The sequence below is a fragment of the Dyadobacter sp. CY323 genome (assembly GCF_021390245.1).
In the GTDB taxonomy this organism is placed as follows: Bacteria; Bacteroidota; Bacteroidia; order Cytophagales; family Spirosomataceae; genus Dyadobacter.
Genome location: NZ_JAJUXH010000005.1, coordinates 100,949 through 125,183 on the forward strand (window position 1 = coordinate 100,949; position 24,235 = coordinate 125,183).

Consider the following 24,235-nt stretch of genomic DNA (forward strand, 5'->3'; position numbering starts at 1 on the left):
AGATCTTTTTGTCAGATGGTTTTGAGCACTTTGGCAGCGGTACTGATCGCCAGTTCAATCTCTTCGTCGGTATGTACCGCGCTGATGTACCATAATCCGCGCCCGATCACCCGGATACCTTCCTCGTGCATTCCTGAAATGAATTTCCCAAGCTTTGCTTTGTCTGCAACCAGGGTATCACGGTAATCGCTCGTTTTTTCCAGCGTGGTGAAGCTGATCGCAAACATCGGCCCGGGACCTTCCACCAGCAATGCATGCCCACTTTCTGCCGCCGCATTTCTCAAACCTTTCATCAGTTTTTTACCCAACCTAAACATCCTTTCGTGCGGCTGTTCTTTTTCCAAAACTGTGATCGTCGCCAACGCTGCTGCCACAGTTGGGTTACCCGCATTCATCGTCCCGGCGTGGATCACCTTCGCCTGTTCGATCAGCTGCATCCATTCATACTTGCCGACGATCGCACTAATGGCGTATCCGCTGGCGATAGCTTTGGCAAAAATGGAAAGATCCGGCGTGATCCCGAAGTACTTTTGGGCGCCGCCAAGTGAAATTCGGAATCCGGTGATGACCTCGTCGAAGATCAATGCAATGTTATGCTCGGTACAGATTTCCCTTAATCCCGCCAAAAATCCGGGATTAGGTTCAATGCAGCCATTATTGCACATGATCGGTTCCGTGATGATCGCAGCGATTTCAGGGGCTCTTTCGGCAACTGTTTTTCGCACCAGTTCCAGATCGTTCCAGGGCAGGATAATAAAATCATTTTCCACTCCCTCGGGCAAGCCTTGCGTCCACGGAAATACATTTGGATTCTCTCTGCTACCCAATGCATCCGGGGAAGGCGCCGAAATACCCCAGCAAACATTGTCCATCCAGCCATGGTAATGCCCCTCGAAACGCAGGAATTTGTTCTTCCCCGTTTTAGCCCTCGCCACCCGGAAAGCAGTCTGCACCGCCTCGGAGCCATCCAGACAAAAACGCATCAGTTCCGCGGACGGGATCAGCTCATTCAATTTTTCGGCCAGTTCTATTTCCCGGATATGCTGACCTGCAAAAAGCTGCCCCATTTCGGAATACTCGGCAATCGCTTTCAGCACCTCGGGATGCGAATGTCCCAGGATCAGCGGCCCCTGGCTGAGGGTAAAATCGAGGTATTCGTTGCCATCCACATCGTAAATCCTGCTGCCTTTTCCATGGGTATAGAACAAAGCATGCGGATGGTTGTATTTTCTAAATTCAGACGAAACGCCGCTAGCAAGTACTTTTTTCGCACGTTCAAGCAAGGCGGCAGATTTGGAGTAGGTTTTCATGATTAGCGGTTAGCTGTTAGCATTTAGCTGTTAGCTTTTTAATTGTTCTTTGACGTTTTCTTCTGAATAGTTTGCTGCGAGGTGGTGTATATCCTTGTTGAATCGGGTAAATGCTTCGTCCCATTGCCGGCCTTCTCCGGGATCGTACGGGTAAAGTCCATTGTCGTTGTGAATGCCGCGTGCGCCTTCCTGCACCAATGTTTGCATGATATCGGGGACACTCGCTGCATTGCTGAGCTTTGGAAAAATGCTTTTCAGGATCGCATCGAAATCTTTGAGCCCCATATAATCCATTCTCCTGAAAATTCCCATTAAGGTCATCCATGAACCCGCATCGTACCGAAATGCCTTGTCGAGGTCTTCTCGGGTGGCGGTGCCATTTTCGATCAGGTAAAATATCTCACGGTACATCGCGTACATCAGCCTGTTTGTGATAAAACCGCGAATGTCTTTTTTGAGAAGCGTGGGTTCCTTGCCCCATTCGTGCGCCAGCTTAAAAATACGGTTGGCGAACGTTTCCTCCGTCAATTTCCCGCAGGTAATTTCCAGAAACCGGGTCATAAATGCAGGCTCGGCAAAGTGGATACCCAGGAAGCGTTCCGGAAAATCGATGTGGTTTTGCAGCTCACTGATCGGGATGGCCGAGGTGTTGGTGCCGATGATGCAATCGCGATCGACAACGGATGTAATTTTTTTATAAACCTGAGATTTAATGTCCCGTTTTTCGATCACGCATTCAATCACCACCTGACAAGGTTTCAAAACCTCATAGTCTCTCGAAATTGTAAGATTACCTTCAAATTCGTCGGATGAATGGATGAGTCCGGCGGTCACGCATTTATGGAGCTGGTTCGAAATGCGTTCCCGTGCGTTTTCGGCGTCGGCGGCAACCGGGGCGACGGCTTTTACCGGGTGGCCCGAGATCAGGAGCGCGGCCACAATGCTGCTGCCCATTAATCCCAAACCCACCACTCCGACCGGCATTGCCGTTACGTTAAACTTTTCGCTCATAGATGGTGCTCAGGCATTTTCACAAAAACACAAAATATTATTTTAAAAAACACAATGTTTACAAAAGTACATCCCAGTCACTCGCGCATTCTCCTACTTTTGTGTGCATTACTGATACTATCTTTTACAGTTACCGGCACGCGACAGAATCGCCGTTCATAATACCCGTTTTCCATTCTAGTTTGCAGCACAAAGAAAAGCCAGCAAATCGTCGATTTGCTGGCTTTTAAATGCATTACTTAATTTTTTAAACCTAATTCTTCTGAAGCTCCGGCGTAATCATCGCGTCGGTGCTTTGACGGGGCAACTTATACACATCGCCATTTGAATTGGTAAAATATAAAAATGATTCGGAGGGTTTCCTGCCATGTCCGTCCGCCCATATCCCGTAAAAATCAGGCTTCGCCCCAACCGGCTTGCGGACGTACGAATGGTTCATGGTACTGTTCTGGGTCATTTGTTTTTCTTTGTTCCAGGTTTTGCCGCCGTCTTTGCTCAGCCACATCGCAACCTCACCACCAGGGTTATACGCTTGCGGACCGTCCACCGTCGGACCGATCACTTTCAGCACCTTGTCGGATTCCACATAAATGGAGCCCATATCATAGTTACTATCCGATGTAGTGACCACATGGTGATCCCATTTGTTTTGTTTCCAGCGATAAAGCGTCCACTCTCTCGGATTATTCCCCGGTCCCGCTTCATAGCCTTTGCTCGAAATGACCAGTATGGCAGGCTTTTGCTTCGGATCAAAAGTAATGTCGAGGAGATAGCAGTTTAGTTTCTCACTCGCATAATCCCGCACCACAGCCAGGTTTTTGGAATCTGTCAGCGGTAATTGTGCTTTCTCACCCTGGATATTCTGCCAGGTTTGCCCAAAATCAGAAGTTTCCAGGTATTGCAGATTGGTCCTGTAATTCAACCCTTTTCCCTCCGGGTGATAATCGAAAGCTACGCCCACTTTCCCATTGGATTCCGTGCTGATCTGGTAATGTCCTTCCTGAATATGCGCCAGCACTTTCCACTCATTCCAATGGATACCGTCTTTGGTAGTGTTAAAACCGATCACCCTCTGACCCTTTGCGTTGTACTTGGTAAAAAGTGCAATGAACCCCTTGCCTTTGATCGGGTAGATCTGGAAATAGGAAAAATTGTTGAATGGCACTTCTTTGCCATCCACGATTTCCGTCGCTTTTATGGTTTCAAAACTCTCGATATCATACGGTTTTTTACTCTTATGAATGTAAGAAGGCCGGGCTACTCCGTGCGAAGTCGAGAAGATCCAGATATATCCCTGGTCATCAATGGAGATCACGGGGTTATCGTGGGCGTCGATCGTCTTTTTATCCAGTAATATCACCGGGTTGGCCAGTTTGCCTGTTTTATGGTCAAAATAGGAAACCGTGTGGAGCAGCGTGGAGTTAGCGTCGTCCGTTCCGCCGAAGCAGAAAAACGTTTTGTCTACCTTTTTTGCATAAACTGCAAATGGCCGGTGATTGGCAGGATATACAGCCAGTCCACCGCTGTATTTGTACACATACTCGTCGTTTGAAGGTTGGTTCATGTACCAGATGCCTTTAAATCCGTCCGCTTTTTTCAGGATGAGTTCGGCTTCCGCGTATTTCAGGTCGGGATGTACCGTTTGTGCGAACAAAGCGCTGGTGAGCAAAGTCAGTAAAAAGGCACAGGTAATTTGAATTGTTTTATTCCTCATTTCTCAATTATTAATGATTAAAAATGTACCGATCTGAAATCAGTAACCTGGGTTTTGCTGGATCCTGTCCGGATTGATCTGGATCTGGGTGAGCGGAATTGGTAACAGCAGGCGAAAAGCCGGAAGATTGAATCCTTTGGCAGTCATCACCTCCATTGCCCGGCCGGTACGCACCAGGTCGAACCATCTGTGGTTTTCGAAGGCTAGCTCCACCCGTCTTTCGCTCTCGATCGCCAGCCTGAAAGCCGCCTGAGTAGGAATTTCCTGAGCGGTTTTGTCAGCGAGCCCTGCTCTTTTACGAATGCTGTTTAATATTGTAAAAGCCTCTCCCCCAGCCACATACCCCACTTCATTCAATGCCTCGGCGCGCATCAGCAGTACATCGGCATAACGCAGCACAGGCCAGTTGTTATCGGCATCTCCCCCTGCGAATGGCGCGGGATCCAGGTATTTTTTTATAAAAGGGCCCGGCACAAATTTCCCGGCGCTGGTGTATCCCTGCGCCAGGGATGCGTCTTTTCTGAGATCACCGGTTTCATAAGCCTTATTCATGTCTGCCGTGGGCAGGTTATGCCCGCTTCCCGCTCCGATGGTCGTTACGGCCACACCCGCGAGGCGTGGCGCAAATGCATTGTTAAACGGGCTTCCCAAACCATATCCGCCTTTTTTGTACTGCACCTCAAACAACAACTCCTTGTTACCCTTGTTGCTGATCTTGAAAACGTCGGCATAGGAAGGAAGCAGGTCGTAGGTTTTGGAATCGATGATTTCCTTGGTTTCTGCCGCAGCTTCAGCCCATTTTTTTTGGGTTAAATAAACCTTCGCCAGCATTCCTTTTGCCGCGCCGGATGTAGCCCGGCCCACGTTTGTCCCGGTGTAGCTGGCGGGCAGCTTTTGTTTTGCATCCTGCAGATCCTGGATGATCTGGGTGTAAATTTCACTCACCGGGTTCCGCGTATACGCATATCCGGAAGATACATCGGCCGTTTCCGTCAAAACCAGCGGAACATCGCCAAACACCCTGACCAGGTTGAAATACATCAGCGCACGCAAAAATTTGACCTCGGCCACAAACCGGTCTTTAAGTGCCTGGTCCATAGTCACGCCGCCAATCCGGTCGATTACCGTATTGCAGGACAGAATGCCCCGGTAATGGTCATTCCAGGTTGTGCTTACAATTCCATTGTTGCTTAATGTACTGAATGCATCGAGCTGAGAAATATCGATACCGCTCTGGGCATCGAGAATTTCGGTATTGTCGGACATTCCCTCGCCGATCGCATACATGCTGAGGTTGTACATTCCGCTGAACTGCAGCGAGCCATAAGCTGCATTGACGGCATTCAGCATGTCGTCGGCATTGCGGTAAAAGTTGACACTGTTGGTGTCTGATATCGGCGCGAGATCCAGGAACCCTTTTTTACAGGAGGGTAACATGATCGCGCCCATCAAAATGAGTATTCGATATAATTTCATATGCTTTTCGTCTCAGGAAGTTAAAAACCTATGTTCAGCCCAACGGTGTAAACTTTCGCAATGGGATAGCCGCCGTAATCCACGCCGGGTTCCAGCGGACTTGCCCCCTGCACACTCACTTCGGGATTGTAGCCGGTATACTTGGTCCAGGTCACCGGGTTTTGCAGGTTGACGTAGATCCGCATGGTACGCATCTTTATTTTTTCCAGCAGCGGTCCCGGCAAGTTGTAACCCAGCGCAATGTTCCGGATGCGGAGGAATGAGCCGTCCTCCACTAAAAGCGACGAAATATTCGCGCTCGAATTGCTGCTGGCGTATTTGTTCAGGTCGCGGTTTATCCGGGGAGTTTTGCCGTCGCCGGGGTCCTGCGCCGATTTCCAGCTGTTGCTCATTTCACGGAGGCCGTTGGCAGTACCTGCATAGTTGGCATAAAAACGACGTCCCAGGTTCATGATCTCATTCCCTTGTACACCTTGCAGCAACACGGTCAGGTCAATTCCTTTGAACGAAAATGTGTTTGTCATACCGTAAATGAAATCCGGCTGCGGGTTCCCCAGAATGGTACGGTCATCGCTGCTCAGCTTTCCATCGCCATTTACATCCACAAACCGCAACTGGCCGGGTTTCGACTCGGCAAATGCCGGACTGTTTTTCACTTCATCCAACGTCTGGAAAATCCCTGCTACCTCATAGCCATAGAAGTTACCCATCGGCTTCCCGATCTGCGTCACGTGGCTGCTGGTAACCTGGTAATTGCCGTACAATGGATCGCCGCTCGGCCCGAGTGCCAGCACTTTATTTCTGTTGAACGAAATATTAAAATCCGTGCTCCATTTCAGCTTTTTGTTGAGGTTCTGCGTGGTAAGTCCAAATTCCCAGCCTTTGTTTTCGATCTTACCGATATTCTGGCGGGCGGTTGTGTATCCGGTAATGGAAGGTGTCGGCACGTTCAGCAACAGATCGGACGTGATCTTTTTGTAATAATCAGCAACCAGGAAGATCCTGTTCTGGAAAATCCCGAGTTCAAGGCCGATGTCCGCCTGCTTGTTTTTTTCCCAGCTCAGGCTTGCATTACTGATCCGGTTTGGCCCGAGGCCATTTACGACCGTGCCTGCGAATGTGTAATTCCGTTTTGACAATAACCCGATATGGTCGTAATTTCCAATGAAGTTATTCCCGGTATGGCCATAGCTGGCCCTCAGTTTCAATTCATTGATCACGGGCACACTCTTCATGAAGGCTTCTTCCGAAATGCGCCATCCTGCCGACACGGATGGGAAAACACCCCATTTGTTGTTTTGTCCAAATCGTGAAGATCCGTCGCGGCGGATTGTGGCTGTTAAGAGATACCGGCTGTCGTAGCTGTAATTGGCGCGGGCCAGATACGATAGCAGCGACCATTCCTCAGCCGTAGTGGAAGCCGATGATACAATTCCTGCATTGAGCGTTTCGACCAGGTCATTTGGAAAGTTAGTAGAATTGATCACCGCATTATCAGAACGTACTTTTTGGGCGGTAAACCCACCCAGCGCGTCAAAATGGTGTTTATCCCACGATTTGTTAAAATTCAGGGTATGCTCGATCAGCCAGTTATACGAGCTGCTGTTAGTAGCGCTCCCCGACGGGATCAATGGCGGCACAGCTCCGTCGCGGCCAACAATGGATGGACTGAACGTGTTCTGACGACTGGATTGAAGGTCCGTACCAAGCAGTAATTTATAAGTCAGATTATCCAGGATTTTATATTCACCGAAAACAGTACCGAGTAAACGCAGGTCATTCTGGCGGTTAACGCGTTCCTTTGCCAGTTTCACCGGATTTTCAATGCTGCTGAAGCCATTTCCCAGATCCAGTCCGGTGGTATAGCTGCCATCTTCTTTATAAACCGGCAAATGCGGCGCCATCGTCAGTGCTGAGAGCACGATCCCCCCGGCGGACCAATGCCCTTCGGAGCCGGTCGGATTGCTGATGGTATAGGCAGGAGTCAGGTTCAGGCCGATTTTGAAACGTTTTGATGCCTGAGCTTCAAGGTTCACCCGGAACGTATATCTCTCAAAATCAGAATTTAGCACAATCCCATTTTGTTTAAAATACCCACCGGAAGTCATGTATTTGATTTTGTCGTTCCCGCCGGACAGCGTCAGCTGCATGTTGTGCGTCGGCGCCTGGCGAAAGATCTCCTTTTGCCAGTTGGTACCTTCTCCGAGTGCATCCGGATTTTGTAATGCAGGTAATATCTGGTAAATGGCACTCCGGGCAGAGTTCGGGTCCTCGGGCTTACCGCCGGCATCCACCCACGCATTATTCCGGCTGTCCACGATGTACTGCGCAAACTCCCGTGCATTCATCATATCCAGGGTTTTTGTTACATTTTGAACACCGGTATAAGCATCGATATCCACGCGCATTTTGCCTGATTTCCCGCTTTTGGTAGTCACAATAACAACCCCATTCGAGCCACGCGATCCATAAATGGCGGTAGAAGAAGCATCTTTCAGTATTTCTACGGATTCGATGTCGTTGGGATTTAGGGAGTTCAGCGGGTTACTGGTTTGGTTGTAGGAAGCCGTCACCGGAAAGCCGTCGATGACATACAAAGGCTCATTTCCCGCACCGATCGAACCTGTTCCTCTCACCCGCACGGTAAGTCCGCCGCCCGGCGTTCCCGTGGTTTGAGCCACATATACACCCGGCATTTTGGCGGTCAATGCCCCATCGAGGCTGGGTGTAGGCAGGCCGGCAATATCTTTGGCACTCACCGAGGCAACGGAACCGGTAATATCCCCGCGTTTTTGGGTACCATACCCTACTACTACCACTTCATTGAGTGCTTTAATATCAGCCACCAGCTTTACATCCAGCTGGTTCCGGTTACCCAATGCAATTTCCTGCGGCGTATATCCCACAAAACTAAAAACGAGGATCGCAGATTCGCCCGCGACGGAAAGTTCATAGTTGCCATCAATATCCGTGGTTGTTCCGGCGGACGTACCTTTAATGACCACGCTTACTCCCGGCAAGGGTTCATTGTTATCGGAACCGGTTACTTTTCCGCGCAACCGCACGTCGAGGTTCTGCTCAACGGCCAGCTGAACTTTCTCGTTGGGCGTCACAACCGAGGTTTCCTTTTTTGCTTTGGACAATAAAATCTGTCCATTCACGACCTGATAATTGATACCAAGCGGCGCAAAAAGACGATCGAGGACGGAAGACAATGCCTCGTTTTTGGCTGTTACACTCACAGTTTCGGAAACGCGCACTACCTCCCGGCTGTACGCAAACCGGACTTTTGCATGGTTTTCGATCCGGTTCAGTACCTTTTCAAGCGTCGCATCTGACAGTTTTAGTGTCAGGTTACGGTTCAAAAGTTCCTGGGCCGGTGTATGATGCGCATACGCCATGGCAGAAAGGAAAACCGCGCATACGAATTGGTAGAGGGTAAGGCGCATAATGGTTACAAGAATGCCATACTTGCAATACAAGTGTTTCTTCATAATTTTACTAATGACTGGTTAATAGGTTCGAAATCGTCCGCGTCACGGCGACCGCAGTCGCGAAGACCGCGTCGCGGCGACCGCGTCGCGGGTTTAGTCAGTTACGGTCAGGAGTGTTGCAACCACTCCTGACTTTCCTGTCATTGTCTGATCAGTTTTAATTCATAGGCAATCCGGGTTTTAGATATAGATCGGGGTTTAGGAATAGTCGTTTTGTTGTCATTGTCCTCCGCAGCCTTCGCCGGACAGTACGATGTGGTCTCCATCAATCTCATAGGTACTGCCCAAAAGTGTGTTGATCATTTCAAGGATTTCAGGCAGGTTCTGATGGTCGAATCCGACTTTGATCACGCATTGTTTCAAAACCGGATTGGTAATGGAGATTTTCACCCGGAATATTTTCTGAAGCCGCTCGGTGATTTCCTGAAGAGGCACGTCATCAAATGTGAGCGATACGGGTTGCCAGGTTTCATTATTGTTCTTTTTAATATCCAGGTTCGCCATTCGCAGGTCATTGGTAGCAGGCTCAAACACCGCCTGCTGGCTCGGTTTCAGCAATACCTTCTCATCCTGGTCTTCGGAACTGACGGACACACTGCCAGTCACCACCGAAACCTGATACGTTTTTTCATCTCGGTTGGCGCGCACATTGAAACTTGTGCCTACTACTTCCGTTTTCAACCGGCCGCTGTGAATAATAAAGGGATGGTCGCGGTCTTTTGCCACATTAAAGAATCCCTCACCTTCAAACTTGACCTCTCTGGTACCTTTTCCATTAAACGATCGAGGATGTTCGATGCTGGCGCCCGGCTGGATCCACACAATGCTGTTGTCGGGAAGCTCATAGCGGACGATTTTCTTCTGCAGATTGACCATTTTAACAGGTACCTCCGCGCCGATCCCGGAAGAAACCGGCTGGGTCTGTGACCCCAGATTGTAATACAAAAATCCGAGGGATAAGATCAAAGCTGCCGCAATACCGCTCAGGTATACCTTCCAGTTTATAACACGACCGGGAGTTTTTTCCACGACTGTTTCCTGATCCGATATCTGGTCCCTGATCCGCAGCAGCAGTTTTTCTTCATCGTTCTCAGTGAATTCCTCTCCCGATTGCAAGTGAAGGGTTCGGTACCATTCATCCACAAACCGGAGTTCGGAATCGGTGCACTCATTGGCCAGATACTTACGGAGTAATTCAGGCGACGGCGTCTTGTTGATCATTTTTGTATAAGTATTCCATGCTATAATGCAATCCTACATATACAGTCTAAGGAAACGGAGCGAATCCCTTAGTCGAATGTGAATTTATTTTTAAAAAATAGGATAAGTGACTGGGGCTGTCAGAGAAAGCACATTCCGATCACGGCGAAGGCAATGTAATCTTTCATTTCTACCCGTAGAATTTTCAATGCTTTGCTGATGTGTGCCTCCACGGTTTTTTCTGAAATATCCATGGCCGCAGCAATTTCTTTAAGACTATGACCTTCACGGCTCAGCTCAAAAGCCTGGCGGCATTTGGCGGGTAATTTCAGCAACGATTGTTTGTAGAGTTCGCTGAGCACATTAACATCAAGATGCTGCTGGGTATCGTCGGCCAGTGGATTTTCGGCTTCTTCCAGCGGGACGATCTGCTGTCTTTGTTCGCGGTGATAATGGGTGATGATGCTGTTTTTGAGGACGCCGTTAAGATAAGCACCAACGTTTTTCTGAATGTCAAATTTGTGTCTGCCTAGCCAGAATTTGACGAAAGTTTCCTGTACGAGATCCTCTGCGGTGGTTTTGCTGCCGGTTTTCCGGATGGCAATGTGGACGAGTAATTTCACATAACGGCGGTACAACTCGGCAAAGGCGACCTCGTCGTGCTGGCTGCAAATCAATTGCACCAACGCCTCATCAGAATATGCACGATACGTTTGCGACACCAAGGCCTACTTCTCTAAATTGTTCTAACTATTGCCTTGGAACAAAAAGCCGTTGAAGGGTACAATTTACCCGGGGTTTGAATGCGTATGTTGGTACAGAAGCAATATCTATTTGCCTGGGAGAGGGTATTTTTTCAAAGTTTCCGCCATGCGATATGTTTTTTGCACAATAACATTTTCCCGTTGCTCTGCTGGGGCAACATTGCCTGACTTGGTAACGGTTCTTGCTTTTTTGGAAGTCTCGACTGTGGTTGCTGACATAGTATTTGTGTGTTGTGTTCAAATTTAAACATTACTGCGGGATAACAAAAAACCATCAAAATTTGTCCCGCCATGAAATTTGACAAACCCGACATCGTCCTTTTTGATCAACCCATGCAATTCTAACTCACGAGGCAACTCGTCAAACACCTTGGAAATTTCTCTTTGATAAAGTCTCGTTCTGACCAAAGTACTGCCTTCGGCATATAAGTACGCAAATGGATGCCTGCGTAAAAAATCTAATGCAATGGCCGCAATGGTACCTAGTATTATAGGCATATCCTCGTTCCGTGTTTGAATTTTATCATCCACCATTTGCTGTGTCTGATCCCAAACTCCAAAACCGATGTTAAACAGTTCCTGCCTGAAATCTTGTCGGACTCTTGTAATGAAGGTGCGAAGCTCAAACCTTCCGCCCTTCACTAAAAAACCGTCGGGAATCCAAAATTTCAATGTCTGACAGGTTTTCGTCATAAGTCCAGACACTGATCTTCTCTGTATCATAAGTGGATACACTCATTAATTTGTTAGATATAGTGTGTTAAGCTCTCGAAAGTCACTAAGTTTTTTAAAAAATACAACCTGTCTAAGATTTTTCTGCTCCCGGGAAATACAGGGAATGGTCAGGAGGCCCCGCTGGGGCCTTTAATTTTTACCCAACCAATTTTTCTAGAAACAGGGAGCCGCTCTGCGGCTGGATGTATGGTTCCAATAGGGAAGATTTGTTCGATATCGTAACTCGACCTGCTCTTAATTACCATCTCGCCCCGTGATTTACATACAATGCCTGTAAATTACCCGAAAACTTCCCGGCGGATTTATATAAATTGCCTTTTCAACAAAACAGTGCTCGTATGACACATACTACCTCCAATCCCAAAATCCACGAAGGCCGTAATCTTAAACGTTTTCGTGAAATGATGGGCATCAAGCAGGATTTCCTCGCTTTCGAGCTCGGCGAAGACTGGAACCAGCAAAAAGTCTCTCTTCTCGAACAAAGAGAAAAGATTGATTCCAATATTCTGGAACAAGTTGCCGCCATTCTTAAAATCCCGGCTGAGGCGATCCGGAATTTTGATGAAGAACAAGCCGTGAATATCATTGCAAATACATTCAATATTGACAAAGACGCTTACATCGGAAATTCTAACGGGACTTTCCATATCAATCCAATCGATCAACTCATTAAACTGCACGAAGATAAGATTGCATTGTATGAGCGGATGTTGAAAGAAAAGGATGAAATGATGGCGCGGTTGGAGAGGTTGATAACAAGTAAATAGGGTAGAAATGGAACGCCTCCCGAAAAACTTAGCGAACGATTAGGAGGCCCCGCTGAGGCCCTTCATTTCTACACGCCCATCTTTCTAGAAACAGGAAGCCGCTCTGCGGCTGGATGCGGGGTATGAATTAAAATATTATGACTCTTTTGCAACTGAGCATTGCCGTGGCCATTACAGTAGCAAATTGACTTAGCAATAAATTTAGCTCGAACAAGGCAAAAAGCGGCCCCAGCGGGGCCTCCTGTTTCTAGCAAACGCAATAATCATCAAATTACAAGGCTCCGTAGGTGCCTCCTGAAACTGACGAACAATCACCAGGCAATTTTGATTTCGGTGCTCCGCACCTTGCACTTCCAGGTGTAATCGTTTTTTGCTGCCACGGCGGCTACAAATATTTCGGCGCTCTTCGCCTTGCTTTTAAACAAGGGTATAGCATTCATATATATTATAAAAAGCTGGATCAAAAGCCTCAAACGGTGCAGCGCACTGTAATATTTGTAGCCGCGGTAGCAATGCGAATCCCCCCATAATCCAAAAGGTACAGAGCACCGAAATTGTTGTGAAGGAAGGAACCTTCCAAAGACAACAAAAAAGGCCCGCAAATCCTCGATTTGCAGACCTTTTTATGCATTACTTTCACCTTTCTTGATGACATTTATTGTGAATGTGAAAACAATACCGACTTTTCTCAACCCGGCACATCAACCCTCTCCCTCAATCTCTGTTTCACGACATCGTGGGGATATTTCAATGCAAGTTCCCGGATCTCGTAGCTGAACTCGGTGAAGGTTTCTTTCCAAAGCTGCGCTTCTCCCTCTGTGTAGTCATAAAATCCATTTGCATTGGAAATGCCGTTTCCGCCAGATTTTACGATATCGTCGATGAGCTTGGGTACGTGCGTACTTGTATCCAACGTTGGCAGCAGATCCTTCATGACCGTGTGATACGCTGCAACCCCGGTAAGGTCCATCCAGCGGAATACGCCCATTAAAGTCATGAAATAGCCTGCATTGTTGCGGCATGAGCGGTCCACATCCTCCACGGTCGCGTAGCCGTTTTCCACCAGACTGATCGCCTCGCGGTACATGGCGTACATCAGCCGGTTCGTGATAAATCCGGGAATATCCTTCCGCACCAGTATCGGTTCCTTGCTCCACAAATGCGAAAGCTCATACAGATATTCGGCTTTTGATTTGTCACTATCATCCCCGCAAATGATTTCCAGAAAACGCGTGGTATGCGCGGGTTCGGCCCAATGCAGTCCGAAGAACCGGTCGGGATGGATCGTTAGCTTTTGCAGCGTACTGATCGGAATGGCCGACGTGTTACTCGCGAGCAGCGCGTTGGAAGCAATCTCCGCCTCTACTTTTTTGAAAACCGATTCTTTGATCGCAATATTTTCCAAGGTGCATTCGATCACCAGTTTGCAGAGGCTCAGCTCCGCGTAATCTTCGGTAATGGTTAATTGATCGAGGTAAAACTCAGGATCGTTCCCAATCACGCCATTTTCAAAAGAATGCGTTAAATGTTTCCGGATCCTGCCTTCTGCGTGAACGAGATCGACAGAAACCGGGGCAATGGCCACCACCGGGTGACCGGCGATCAATAAACAGGTGGTGATGCTGCAGCCCATTAACCCGAGACCTACAACACCAACAGAAATTTCTTGTGGGTTCATCCTCCGTTATTTTAAGGTGATCACCTGGCCAGTACGCACCGATTCATCGCATGCAAATGCAATGCGGAGACTGTTTACCGCATCTTCCATGTGGTCGGTCAGATCGATATTTTCCTCGATTGATTTAAGAAAATAGCGTTGCTCACGGTTGCACAGTTCCTGATGGTCGGGCTCGTCCTGCAGATTGATCCACAAGTCTTCTTTGGCAAAATTTTCATCCGCATCCAGGTCCGCGTAATGGACCCGGATAGATTCCGTTTTGGTATGGGCTTCAATGGAAGACGATTTGCCCTCGCCGCCCGCTTCCTTCGCTACAATGGATACCGACCCTTTCGGCCCGAAAACATCTTTGACAAAAAAGGCTGTTTCGCTTACCATAGGTCCCCAGCCCGCTTCGTACCAGCCTACCGAGCCATCCTCAAACCGGATCTGCAATTGTCCGTAATTGTAATTTCCAGCCGGGATTTCTTCGGTTAGCCTCGCGCCGATTGCATACACCTGCGTAGGTTTGGAACGGGTCATCTGGCACATCACGTCAATGTAATGTACGCCGCAGTCCACAATCGGGCTGAGGCTTGCCATCAGGTTCCGGTGCAAAGTCCACATGCTGCCCTGGCTCTGCTGGTTCAGGTTCATGCGCATCACCAGCGGTTTTCCAAGCTCGTGCGATACGCTCACAAATTTCTCCCACGAAGGGTGATGACGCAAAATGTAGCCCACCACGAGTTTCTTCCCAGCTTTATTCGCAGCAGCTACCACCCGCTCGGCGCCGGCAACTGAATCAGCTACCGGTTTTTCGATAAATACGTGGCATCCTTTTTCAAAAGCGGCCACCGCGAACCTTTCATGCGTGTCCGGGTAGGTGGAAATGCAAACTGCGTCTGGGTTGGTGGCGTCCAGCGCTTGTTCATAATCACTGAAAAGCGCGAATCCGCCGCCCAGCTTTTCATTTAGAACTTCCTTGCTTTTTCCGGTGGAGACAATCCCACAGATTTCAAAACCGCTGAGCGTGTGGTATGCGGTGGCGTGGGAGGCACCCATGTTACCGCAGCCCACCACGAGGACCCGAAGTGACTTTTTTTGTTCTGACATTTTATTAAGGATTTAGGAATAATTGAAATTCGGTTCTAAGGTACTATTTCAGGGGTTTCAGCACCACTTTTCTGACAAACATTTCTGCTCCTTCCGACTGGATCTGAATGCGTCCTTTCGATGGTTTGACCTGCGTTGCCTGGTTTACAAGTGTGCCATTGAGGTAAATCGTAACCTGATCTCCATCCGCAATGCATTCCATGGTGTTCCATTCACCCACCGGTTTTTCGATGTCGTTTGCACCTCTGAACCCTTTTACATCTTTCCACGACGGGTCGCGGTTGAACCAATCGATGCGGCCGCTGTGAATGGTAAGCGGCGCCCCGCCCGGCTGAAAAACATTGCCGCCACCTTCCTTTTTCGGGGCTACGGTCGCAGTCAGCGCGAATTTGTCGCTGCCGTCACCGACTACAAGGAAGTCACCCGTTCCGCCTTCAATGATCTGGCATTCAATAGAATGCATCCAAATTCCGTTATAGCCGCCATCCTCTCCGGTAGAATGCAGCAGCACGCCATTATCTCGGGCGCGGTCTGCCCGGGGAGCGTAGGTTTTATCTCCCCATTTAAACTCCACGGTCAGCTTGTAATTTTCAAACTCTTCATTGGTGACGATACTCCCATATTCTTCGCCTGAAATGTGGATGAGTCCTTTTTCCACTGAAAACACATTCTTTACGTCCTTTTCTTTTCCCCGGTTCTGGACGAATTTGTACCAGCCGTCCAGGTTTTTTCCGTTAAAAAGTTTAATGGTTTTTCCCTTCGATTGGGCGGTACTGTTTTCTGAAACAAATAACAGACAGATCAAAAAGGGAACGAACAGCACTTTTATCTTCATTTTCATAGAATCAGTTAATGGAAAATTAAAATGGTTACTTCCTTTCCCTTGCTTCGATCATCCTTTCCAGACGATATGGAAGTGCTTCCAAAAACGCGGTAAGACTGGCCATTTCCGACGAGGTAAGTTGCTGATCCAACCCGGGAGGCATCATGGATAAGGTCTGAGGTTCAATGGAAACAATCTCTGAACGTGGGATCCGCATTCCGGGAACAGGTCCAACTTCGATGATGATCGCCTCGGGAAGCTGCTCCTTGATCACACCTGTGTACGAGCCGGTTTTGGTAACGACACGGAACGTTTCATACTCTCGTGCAAAGCTGGCGCTCGGGTATACGATCGCTTCCAGGATGTCATGCTTCGACCGGATCTCGCCGATGTTGGTAAGGTCGGGGCCAAAACGTCCGCCCTCAGAACCTACCGAGTGGCAAAGAAAACAGGATGCTTTTCCGTAAAACAGCTTCCGGCCTTCACCTACATCTCCACCTTTCAGGCGGGCTTCCATATCCTGCAAATGAGCCAAACGCTCGGCGTGCTGTGCTTTAAGTTTGACGAGCAAAGGCGCCGCCATTTCATGTACCGAAGGCGGAAAGCTTTTCAGCAGTCGTTGAAAATCCTGCTCGGCGACATTATCAAGACGGCCGGAGCCGGACTGGATACCTGCGATCAATGCCTTTCCAACTTCTTCGTTACTGCTTCCTTCGAATGCTTCCATTAAAGAAGGCAGGAGAAAAAGGTCTGTTTTGCCAATGTGTTCGCGGGCGATCACCAGCAATTGTTCATTATTCAGCTCGGCATGATTGAGCAGGCGCACGGAAAGCTGGCGCAGAGGTGAATCGTATTGTTTACCAATGTATTTCAGCAACATCTGAAACTCACTATCGGAAAGTTTAGACGACGACATGATGCGGGCACTCAATGCTTTCAGACGAAAATCGACGGACGTTTTTTCATCTTTAATAATGTCATTCAGGCTCGGGTTCATTGCTTCAATCCGGCGGGACTCGATGAGGCCCAAAATCTGCGAGCGTACGGCGGCATCGTCGCTGCGAAGCTGCTTCCCGATTTCACTTACCCATGAAGCCGGCAACTCCTTCAATGAAGATCTTGATATAACATTGAGCATCAATAACTTCCGATCCGACGTTGCCGCTGGGTTACCGAGTTGCTTCGCAACGAAATTCTGCACAGCCGGTTCCTTCATGAACGTGAGCATCAGGTCACCGATTGCGCTGGCATCTGAGTCGGAAAGCTTGGTGTCACCCAGGCTTTTTTCAAGAAAACTGATGACAATGTCTGTCCATTCGGGATGGTGGGATGCGATCCACACTGCCGTACTTCTGAGTTCCGGGTCTTTGCTGGCAAGTACCGGAGCGAGGTCACTTTTCTTCAATGGCGCCCCGTCCATTTGATCCAATGCCGTAAGTGCGGCAATCCGAATCTGAGGAGAAGGATTACTTAATGCCTTTACCAGCGGCTCAGTGGTTTTGAGCGTAATTAATGAGTGAACGATCGCATGCTTTACAAAACGGTCGCTGTTATCAGCAGCTCCGGCCAGCAATGCAGGCACAGCCCGTACATCTCCGATCTGCCCCAAAGCCGTAGCAGCCTGGCGCCGTACCGGCGAAACGTCTTTCTGAACCAGCTGCATCAGCTTATCTACGGATTTCGCGTCTTTTGCCAAACCAATCATTCTCGCAGAAGCTACGCGTACCACACTGCTTTTATCGTTCAGTCCATTCCGAACACCAACCAATGCCGCAGTAGTATGGAGTCTTGCCAAAACAAAAATGGCAGCCGCGCGGGCCTTCTCGTCTTTAATACCCGGTAACGCGCTCAAAACCGGCGCTACTGCTGCATTTCCACGTAGTACCAGTTGCTCAACTGCATTATCAGCCACAAATGGACGTGGATCCGACAGGTACTTCAACAAGGCTGCCGGCGTCTGTTTTTCGAGGTTCAACTTTTTGCCCCAGGGATCAGATACCTTGGCGGTACCTGTTTTCCGGATTCTGTAAATGCCTCCTTTTACGTCTGGTTTAGCTACACGCGATAATGGACACCCTTCAATGAACCAGCCTCCGGTGATCACCACCAGCATGCTACCGTCTGCATCCTGCAAAACATCCGTCGGATGCGAATCCGAACTGGTGGATTTCATGAAAACCTCATCTTCGGTTTTATAGGTTGCCCCGTCCACCGAAACGATATGGCGCATGACCCGGCCGGTATTAAATTCGGCGTGGAACAGGTCACCGTAGTATTCATTACCAAAATTTGGCCCACGGTAACGCATTAAACCCGACGGTGCAACCCGTGCCATTTTGGTCATGACCGGCATAAAATCGCCTGTCATTTTCAGTTTATCTTCTTCAACGGCCGGATTCGGTTTTGGATAAGTACCTCCTTCCACCCAGTGCATCAGTGCATCGCGCTGGCCATCCTGCGGATCGACGAAGTAAGTCATGGTCCCGATGGTTTCTCCCGACGGCATGAATGCGATCTCAATGGAGTTATCAAACCCTCCGCCAGACATCGGTTCCAGTCCCGTTCCATCCGGACGACAGCGCCAGATCCGGGCCGTTTTGCCTTTCAATGCTTTGCCTTCTTTTGTGGTAATGTTAAATCCGCGGCGCGCATCGGTAATGTACAACCAGCCATCCGGCCCGAAAAACGGACCTCCCAGCGTTGCCCCGTTCGAACTTAACACCCAGCCCGTGAGAATTACTTCCCTTTTATCGGACGTTCCGTCACCATTTGTATCGGTATACCGGACCAGGTTCGGGGACTCGGTTACATATAGGCTACCCTGGTAAAATACCCCCCCTTTTGGAAATGGGATGTTTTTAGCAAAAATCTGATTTTTCTCGAAATTACCGTCCCCATCCACGTCTTCCAGCAGGCGGATGTGGTAAGACGGTTCGGCGAGCATTTTTTGAGTACCCATAATATTGGGTTCCGTAGACTCAAAAACAAAGAGGCGGCCTTTCCCGTCGAAACTGGCGAACATGGGATACGAAAGCGATTCGGAAGACACGACACTTTCGATCGTGAATCCCTCCGGAACAAGGAGCCCGGTGGCTTCCTGCGGGCGTTTGTCTGTTAAGCCAAAAGAAAAAATACCCACCAAAGACAACACGGCGGGCCGCATCAGCTTTCTGGCTATGTAACGATTGCTTTTTGATACGAATTGATTCATCACTTTTAATTACATTAACTTAATACTGAGCGAATTATAATGTCAGAACGGAGCCTGAATATCAGGGATTCTGAATCAGGTTGCGATTGATGTTTACTTCACGTTCAGGGATGTAATACACGACGCGTGGCGCAGTCGGCTCCACTCTGAAATGGAAGTTATCGGTACCGTGCAAGCCCGGATATGCCCTCACCAGCGGAAGGTTATTCCTGAACAAATCACCCGAACGGTGGCCCTCATAAGCAAGCTCCAAACGACGTTCTTCCAAAACCACATTCAACACACTGCCACGGCCTTTGAGCGCGCCAACCGTATAAAGTGCGGCACCGGAAAGTCCTGCCCGGGTCCGGATGAGATTTACATCATCAATAGCCAGCTGATTCTGACCTGTTTTCGCATATGCTTCCGCCCGGTTGAGGTACATTTCGGCCAGACGCAGGTAAACGGGAGAAGCCAGGTTAGCGATCCCTTCCTGCCAGTTGAATTTATTGATAAAATACACCGGCGAAGTACCCCGGTACTGAAGCTTTCCGTCGAGATAAAGCGGCGTAATAAAGCTGATCCGCGCATCCTGAGGATTTTCATGTAAAAGATCCCACAGAGCTACGGAAGTATAGTATTCTCCCCACCCTGTCGAAAGCGTTTCGGGATCGTTGTAGTACAAAGAGCCGACTGCATTTTTGTCTTTATTATCCGCCAGGGTATGTCTGAAATTGAAAATGGTTTCAGGATTGCTTTCCGGTACCAGTGTCGGCGACTTTTTATACATCTCCGTGGAAGCCAGCTGGTAACGTTTCGAGTCGATCACTTTGTTGGCATACAAAATAGCATTTTCATTGTCTTCCATGTACAAATAGATGCGGGACAACAGCGCGTCAACCACCTCTTTTGAAGCAAAATTTGCGTTTTTCTGTTCGGTCATCAGGCTCGCTGCTTTCAGCAGATCGGCAATGACTGCGGCGTAAACCTCTTTTACGGAATTTCGTGCGGGATACAATTCTTCCTCAGTCCCCAAAACAATCGGAACACCCGGATTTTCACCTTTATTCTGTGGATACGGGCGACCAAAGAGCCGTACCAGATTGAAATGGGCCATTGCCCTCAGATAAAGGTTTTCTCCTTTCAGCTGATCCAGCTCTACCGATTCTCCATCGGCTATCTTATTGATGATCAGGTTTGTGGAATAAATGAGTTTGTACGACTGCGACCAGAAATTGGTGGTGGGATACATCGCCGGAATATGCAGGTAGGATGCTCCCAGCGAAGCCTGGTCCCCATCCGCCCCACTTTGCACGACATTATCTCCCGACCATTCGTTCAGGGTGAGGAAGTTCCTGGTATAATTTTCGGTCACCAGCATGGCGTAGTTGCCATAGGTAGCGATCTGAATATCAGCCGGAGTGGCAAGTACCACTTCATTGGATTTACCGTCGTAGGGCTGCAGTTCGTTATCGCAGGAAGCCGTTAAGATCAGCAATGCAAAAAGTATATTTTTATAAATGATAGTTGATTTCATGATTTCCCTTTTTAGAAGCCGATATTAATTCCGAACAATACTTTCTTACTGATGGGATATTTGATGCTGGAAGTCCCACCGGAAGGCCCAAGCACTACTTCGGGATCCATACCTGAAAATTTGGTAAACGTCACCAGGTTATCCGCGCTCACGAATACCCTCACATTCTCCGACTTGATCTTTCTTGCCAGATGATCCGGTAACTGGTAAGAAAAATTGATGTTTCTCAACCGGATGTAACTTCCGTCTTCCAGGTATCTCGATGAAGCCTGATTGGAATTTTTATTACCCCCGAAAACCGGTTTCGGATGCGTAGCAATGTCGCCGGGCTTCTCCCAGCGGTTCCATCCGTCGGCCAGGACCATGCTGTTATAGGTGTAATAAGCACCGTCCGAGTCGAATAATGCCCGTGAATTGTGATAAACTTTATTCCCGCTCACGTAGTTGAAAAACGCGGATAATGTAAATCCTTTATAACTCCAGGTATTGCTCATACCGCCGGTAAAATCCGGGGATGCGGAACCTACATTCTGCTGGGTTGCACTGGCGTAAGAATTCGTAGTAGTCCTGATCTCTTCGCCATTCGCACCTTTGGAAACTTGTTCCCATAATGGATCGCCCGTGGCCGGATCTACGCCCATCCATTTCCGCATGTTCCAGGTATACAGCTCCTCGCCTTCGCTGATGAGCAGGTTACCCGATCTGATATCTTTGCCCTGGTCGAGCGTGAGGACTTTGCTCCGGTTGAATGCGATATTAAAATTAGTTTCCCAACGGAACTCGCCATCCAGGTTCACGCTGTTCAGGTTCAGCTCCAAACCTCTGTTCCTGATCGCACCCACATTCCGGATCACCGATCCAAAGCCGCTGGTGTAAGGCAATTCCACATTCAGCAGCAATCCGTCAGTCGTTTTATTATATGCATCAATATTCAGCATCAGTCTTTTGTAGAGGCTGATATCCAATCCGAAGTTCAGGCTTTTTGCTTTTTCCCAGGTAAGGTCCGGGTTATCCATTTGGTAGGGAAATGCGCCCGAGTTGCCTGCGTATTGAGTCGCAAAACTGTAAAGGCCAAACGATTGGTAATTTCCGATCTCTGCATTTCCGGTTACCCCGTAACTCGCGCGGAGTTTAAGCAGATCGAATGGTACAAAGTCCTTCATGAAACCTTCATTACTCAACACCCACGAAGCGCCCAGTGTATAAAAATTTCCGGAACGGTTGTTAGACCCGAACCGTGACGAAGATTCATTGATATAAGATCCAACCAGAAAATACCGGTTGTCGTAGTTGTAATCCAGCTGAACAAGACCTTTGATAAACGAGCTTTCATTGATACTTCCTGTCGCAGAAAGGATCCGTGAGGCAGTGTTCATCACGTGCAGGCCAGGCGCAAAACCTTCCCCGGTGACGCCATCGCTCTCAATTTTGTTCTTCTCTCCTTCTAAAACAGCTAAGGCACTGATTTCGTGTTTGCCAAAATTCTTATCATAATGCAGGCGGTTGGAAGTGATCATGGAAAGGCTGCTCACGAATCCGTTGGTCAGACGCCCCAGCCCTTTTCCTGCTTTTGCGCGGATATCGTAGTACAATTCACTTTTGGAACTGGAAGTACTCACCCGGTTGTAAGACGAAAATGTAAGATTGGGAAGGATCGTATAATCCAGGTTAAGGTCCCCATCGAGGCCGTATGCATTGGCCTGATTCAAATTGTACTGCGAGCCGTGCAAAAAGTTTTCCTGCTCTCTTCCGTACCAGCCGCCATCGGTTCCTTTGTTGACAAAACCGTCCGCATTGTAAGGATTATCCCACGGCATGTTGTTATAAGCGCCGTATAATGCACCATCCAGCCCAGCGCGGTCGGAACCCTGGTTGCTGAACCTTGCATTGACCTTGAAGTTCAGCTTCAACCGATCGTTGATTTTCTGGGTGATATTCGCTCTGACATTGTACCGTTTTGCATCGTTATAATGCAGCGTTCCCTGCTCATTATAGTAATTTCCGGAGATGTAGAACTTGGTTTTTTCAGAACCTCCCGAAAGCGACAGCACGTAGTTTTGGGTAGTGCCTGTCCGGAATGCAAGGTCCTGCCAGTTGGTATTTTGGGATACTACACTGGCCGGGATCTCATTGTTAAAACGGTCTGTCGGGTAAAAGCTTTTTTCGTAATCATACAGCTGCTGCGAATTCATCACCTTGAAATTACCCGTGGTAACGTTGTTGAAACCGGCAGATGCATTAAAATCAATGCGCGTTTTTCCTGTTTTACCAGCTTTTGTCGTGATGATAATAACCCCGTTCGCGGCGCGGGAGCCATACAAACCAGTGGCGGCAGCGTCTTTCAAAATGGTTACCGATTCGATGTCATTCGGATTTGCATTTCCACCGATAATCCCGTCCACGACCATCAGCGGCGCCGAACCGGCTGTAATGGAGCTCGAACCACGCACTACAATGCTGCTCGCGGCATTTGGGTCGCCGGAGGAATTGGAAACGATCACACCCGGTGCCTTTCCCTGCAGCAGACTGATCGGATTGTTGGAAGTGACGTCATTAAGCTGCTTGCCCGTCACGACGGAAACCGAGCTTGAAAGCTGGGATAATTGCTTGGAAGAATACCCAATCACCACTATCTCGTTCAACGCTTTGGTATCCGCTTTTAATGAAACATTGATCACCGTGGAATTCCCCACCGAAATTTCCTGGCTTTCATAACCTACAAAACTGAAAATCAGCACACTTTGGGCATCGGGAACTTCCATGGCATACGATCCGTCCACGCCCGTATTGGAACCCTGGCTTGTCCCTTTCAAAACAATGTTCACGCCGGGTAGCGGTTCGCCTTTTTCATCGATAACCTTACCCGATATACGCAGCACATTTTTAATGGGCACAACCGGTTTCACCGGGATCGGATTGGCTTTGAAATCAGTTGTCGTGATCACGATGCTGTTCTTCATGGTAACGTACGACAGACCATAAGGGTAGAGCAATTTTGAGAGTACTTCGCCCAGTTTCTGACGATTGGCTTTCAGCTCTACTTTCTTCGAATCCTGCGCACTGCCCACAAATACGAATTTCACATCCGCAGTAGAGGAAAGTTTGTCCAGGGCTTCGCTGAGTGTAACGTTCCTGAGATGGATCGTCACCATTTTGTTGAGGTTCTGCGCATAAGATTTCTCTGCAAATGACACCGAGCAGATCGAGCAAATGAGTATGTAAAAAAAAGCGCTGTATTTCATTGTCATTAGAATATAATGAACTACTTCACCCCTTGGGAGAGATTTTTTCATAATTTTGATAACATTAAAGTGATAGGAAATGTGTTTTTGTAGCGACCGTTAGAGTTCGAAGGCTGCGGTTCGCATACAAGCTTAAACTTTCATTTTACTGGCTCCCCGGGATCATTTCCGGGGATTTTTGCTGTCTCTGGGTTCTCTTCAT

Annotated in this window: 15 protein-coding genes; 1 reads left to right on the plus strand and 14 read right to left on the minus strand. The window is 48.5% G+C overall.

From position 1 onward, the window contains the following. Window positions 1-11: 11 nt before the first annotated feature. The 8 genes from LZG72_RS11325 to LZG72_RS11360 all read right to left on the minus strand — a co-directional run bounded on the left by LZG72_RS11325 (window position 12) and on the right by LZG72_RS11360 (window position 11,641). Window positions 12-1,310 (minus strand): aspartate aminotransferase family protein, encoded by a 1,299-nt coding sequence (locus tag LZG72_RS11325; RefSeq protein ID WP_233871711.1) that lies wholly within the window; start codon window positions 1,308-1,310, stop codon window positions 12-14. Between the two features lie 30 nt (window positions 1,311-1,340). After that, entirely contained in the window at window positions 1,341-2,321 is a 981-nt protein-coding gene (locus tag LZG72_RS11330; RefSeq protein WP_233871714.1) for a 3-hydroxyacyl-CoA dehydrogenase family protein, read from the minus strand. A gap of 253 nt (window positions 2,322-2,574) precedes the next feature. Then, complete coding sequence (locus tag LZG72_RS11335; RefSeq protein ID WP_233871717.1) at window positions 2,575-4,035, minus strand: BNR-4 repeat-containing protein; 1,461 nt, start codon at window positions 4,033-4,035, stop codon at window positions 2,575-2,577. 39 nt (window positions 4,036-4,074) lie between these two features. Next, window positions 4,075-5,511, minus strand: a complete 1,437-nt coding sequence (locus tag LZG72_RS11340; RefSeq protein WP_233871720.1) for a RagB/SusD family nutrient uptake outer membrane protein — start codon at window positions 5,509-5,511, stop codon at window positions 4,075-4,077. 20 nt (window positions 5,512-5,531) lie between these two features. Then, window positions 5,532-9,005, minus strand: coding sequence for a TonB-dependent receptor (locus LZG72_RS11345; protein ID WP_233871723.1), 3,474 nt, complete (start codon window positions 9,003-9,005; stop codon window positions 5,532-5,534). 219 nt (window positions 9,006-9,224) lie between these two features. Next, window positions 9,225-10,226 (minus strand): FecR family protein, encoded by a 1,002-nt coding sequence (locus tag LZG72_RS11350; RefSeq protein WP_233871726.1) that lies wholly within the window; start codon window positions 10,224-10,226, stop codon window positions 9,225-9,227. A gap of 119 nt (window positions 10,227-10,345) precedes the next feature. After that, window positions 10,346-10,927 (minus strand): RNA polymerase sigma factor, encoded by a 582-nt coding sequence (locus tag LZG72_RS11355; RefSeq protein ID WP_233872385.1) that lies wholly within the window; start codon window positions 10,925-10,927, stop codon window positions 10,346-10,348. Between the two features lie 285 nt (window positions 10,928-11,212). Then, window positions 11,213-11,641: a DUF6934 family protein gene (locus tag LZG72_RS11360; protein ID WP_233871729.1), complete on the minus strand. Its 429-nt coding sequence runs from the start codon at window positions 11,639-11,641 to the stop codon at window positions 11,213-11,215. A 401-nt stretch (window positions 11,642-12,042) separates the two neighbouring features. Here LZG72_RS11360 and LZG72_RS11365 point away from each other — a divergent pair, with 401 nt between their 5' ends. Beyond that, a complete protein-coding gene (locus tag LZG72_RS11365) occupies window positions 12,043-12,471 on the plus strand; it encodes a helix-turn-helix transcriptional regulator (protein ID WP_233871732.1) in 429 nt (142 codons plus the stop codon). Window positions 12,472-13,159: 688 nt separating this feature from the next. On the opposite strand, the gene LZG72_RS11370 is transcribed toward LZG72_RS11365, so the two are convergent. The 6 genes from LZG72_RS11370 to LZG72_RS11395 all read right to left on the minus strand — a co-directional run bounded on the left by LZG72_RS11370 (window position 13,160) and on the right by LZG72_RS11395 (window position 24,033). Continuing rightward, complete coding sequence (locus LZG72_RS11370; RefSeq protein WP_233871735.1) at window positions 13,160-14,149, minus strand: 3-hydroxyacyl-CoA dehydrogenase family protein; 990 nt, start codon at window positions 14,147-14,149, stop codon at window positions 13,160-13,162. A 6-nt stretch (window positions 14,150-14,155) separates the two neighbouring features. After that, the gene (locus tag LZG72_RS11375) at window positions 14,156-15,241 is read right to left on the minus strand and encodes a Gfo/Idh/MocA family protein (RefSeq protein ID WP_233871738.1); all 1,086 of its coding nucleotides are present in this window, start codon (window positions 15,239-15,241) and stop codon (window positions 14,156-14,158) included. Between the two features lie 43 nt (window positions 15,242-15,284). Continuing rightward, window positions 15,285-16,082, minus strand: coding sequence for a DUF1080 domain-containing protein (locus LZG72_RS11380; RefSeq protein ID WP_233871741.1), 798 nt, complete (start codon window positions 16,080-16,082; stop codon window positions 15,285-15,287). A 28-nt stretch (window positions 16,083-16,110) separates the two neighbouring features. Next, window positions 16,111-19,275, minus strand: coding sequence for a PVC-type heme-binding CxxCH protein (locus LZG72_RS11385; RefSeq protein ID WP_233871744.1), 3,165 nt, complete (start codon window positions 19,273-19,275; stop codon window positions 16,111-16,113). Window positions 19,276-19,336: 61 nt separating this feature from the next. Beyond that, a complete protein-coding gene (locus LZG72_RS11390) occupies window positions 19,337-20,791 on the minus strand; it encodes a RagB/SusD family nutrient uptake outer membrane protein (RefSeq protein ID WP_233871746.1) in 1,455 nt (484 codons plus the stop codon). A gap of 11 nt (window positions 20,792-20,802) precedes the next feature. Next, the gene (locus LZG72_RS11395) at window positions 20,803-24,033 is read right to left on the minus strand and encodes a TonB-dependent receptor (protein WP_233871749.1); all 3,231 of its coding nucleotides are present in this window, start codon (window positions 24,031-24,033) and stop codon (window positions 20,803-20,805) included. Window positions 24,034-24,235: the final 202 nt, after the last annotated feature.

Bases quoted from the DNA above. Each gene is read 5' to 3' on its own strand.
- LZG72_RS11330 (WP_233871714.1), bottom strand. From the start codon at position 2,321: ATGAGCGAAAAGTTTAACGTAACGGCAATGCCGGTCGGAGTGGTGGGT.
- LZG72_RS11375 (WP_233871738.1), bottom strand. From the start codon at position 15,241: ATGTCAGAACAAAAAAAGTCACTTCGGGTCCTCGTGGTGGGCTGCGGT.
- LZG72_RS11340 (WP_233871720.1), bottom strand. From the start codon at position 5,511: ATGAAATTATATCGAATACTCATTTTGATGGGCGCGATCATGTTACCC.
- LZG72_RS11325 (WP_233871711.1), bottom strand. From the start codon at position 1,310: ATGAAAACCTACTCCAAATCTGCCGCCTTGCTTGAACGTGCGAAAAAA.
- LZG72_RS11350 (WP_233871726.1), bottom strand. From the start codon at position 10,226: ATGATCAACAAGACGCCGTCGCCTGAATTACTCCGTAAGTATCTGGCC.
- LZG72_RS11390 (WP_233871746.1), bottom strand. From the start codon at position 20,791: ATGAAATCAACTATCATTTATAAAAATATACTTTTTGCATTGCTGATC.
- LZG72_RS11370 (WP_233871735.1), bottom strand. From the start codon at position 14,149: ATGAACCCACAAGAAATTTCTGTTGGTGTTGTAGGTCTCGGGTTAATG.
- LZG72_RS11395 (WP_233871749.1), bottom strand. From the start codon at position 24,033: ATGAAATACAGCGCTTTTTTTTACATACTCATTTGCTCGATCTGCTCG.
- LZG72_RS11365 (WP_233871732.1), top strand. From the start codon at position 12,043: ATGACACATACTACCTCCAATCCCAAAATCCACGAAGGCCGTAATCTT.
- LZG72_RS11345 (WP_233871723.1), bottom strand. From the start codon at position 9,005: ATGAAGAAACACTTGTATTGCAAGTATGGCATTCTTGTAACCATTATG.
- LZG72_RS11380 (WP_233871741.1), bottom strand. From the start codon at position 16,082: ATGAAAATGAAGATAAAAGTGCTGTTCGTTCCCTTTTTGATCTGTCTG.
- LZG72_RS11385 (WP_233871744.1), bottom strand. From the start codon at position 19,275: ATGAATCAATTCGTATCAAAAAGCAATCGTTACATAGCCAGAAAGCTG.
- LZG72_RS11335 (WP_233871717.1), bottom strand. From the start codon at position 4,035: ATGAGGAATAAAACAATTCAAATTACCTGTGCCTTTTTACTGACTTTG.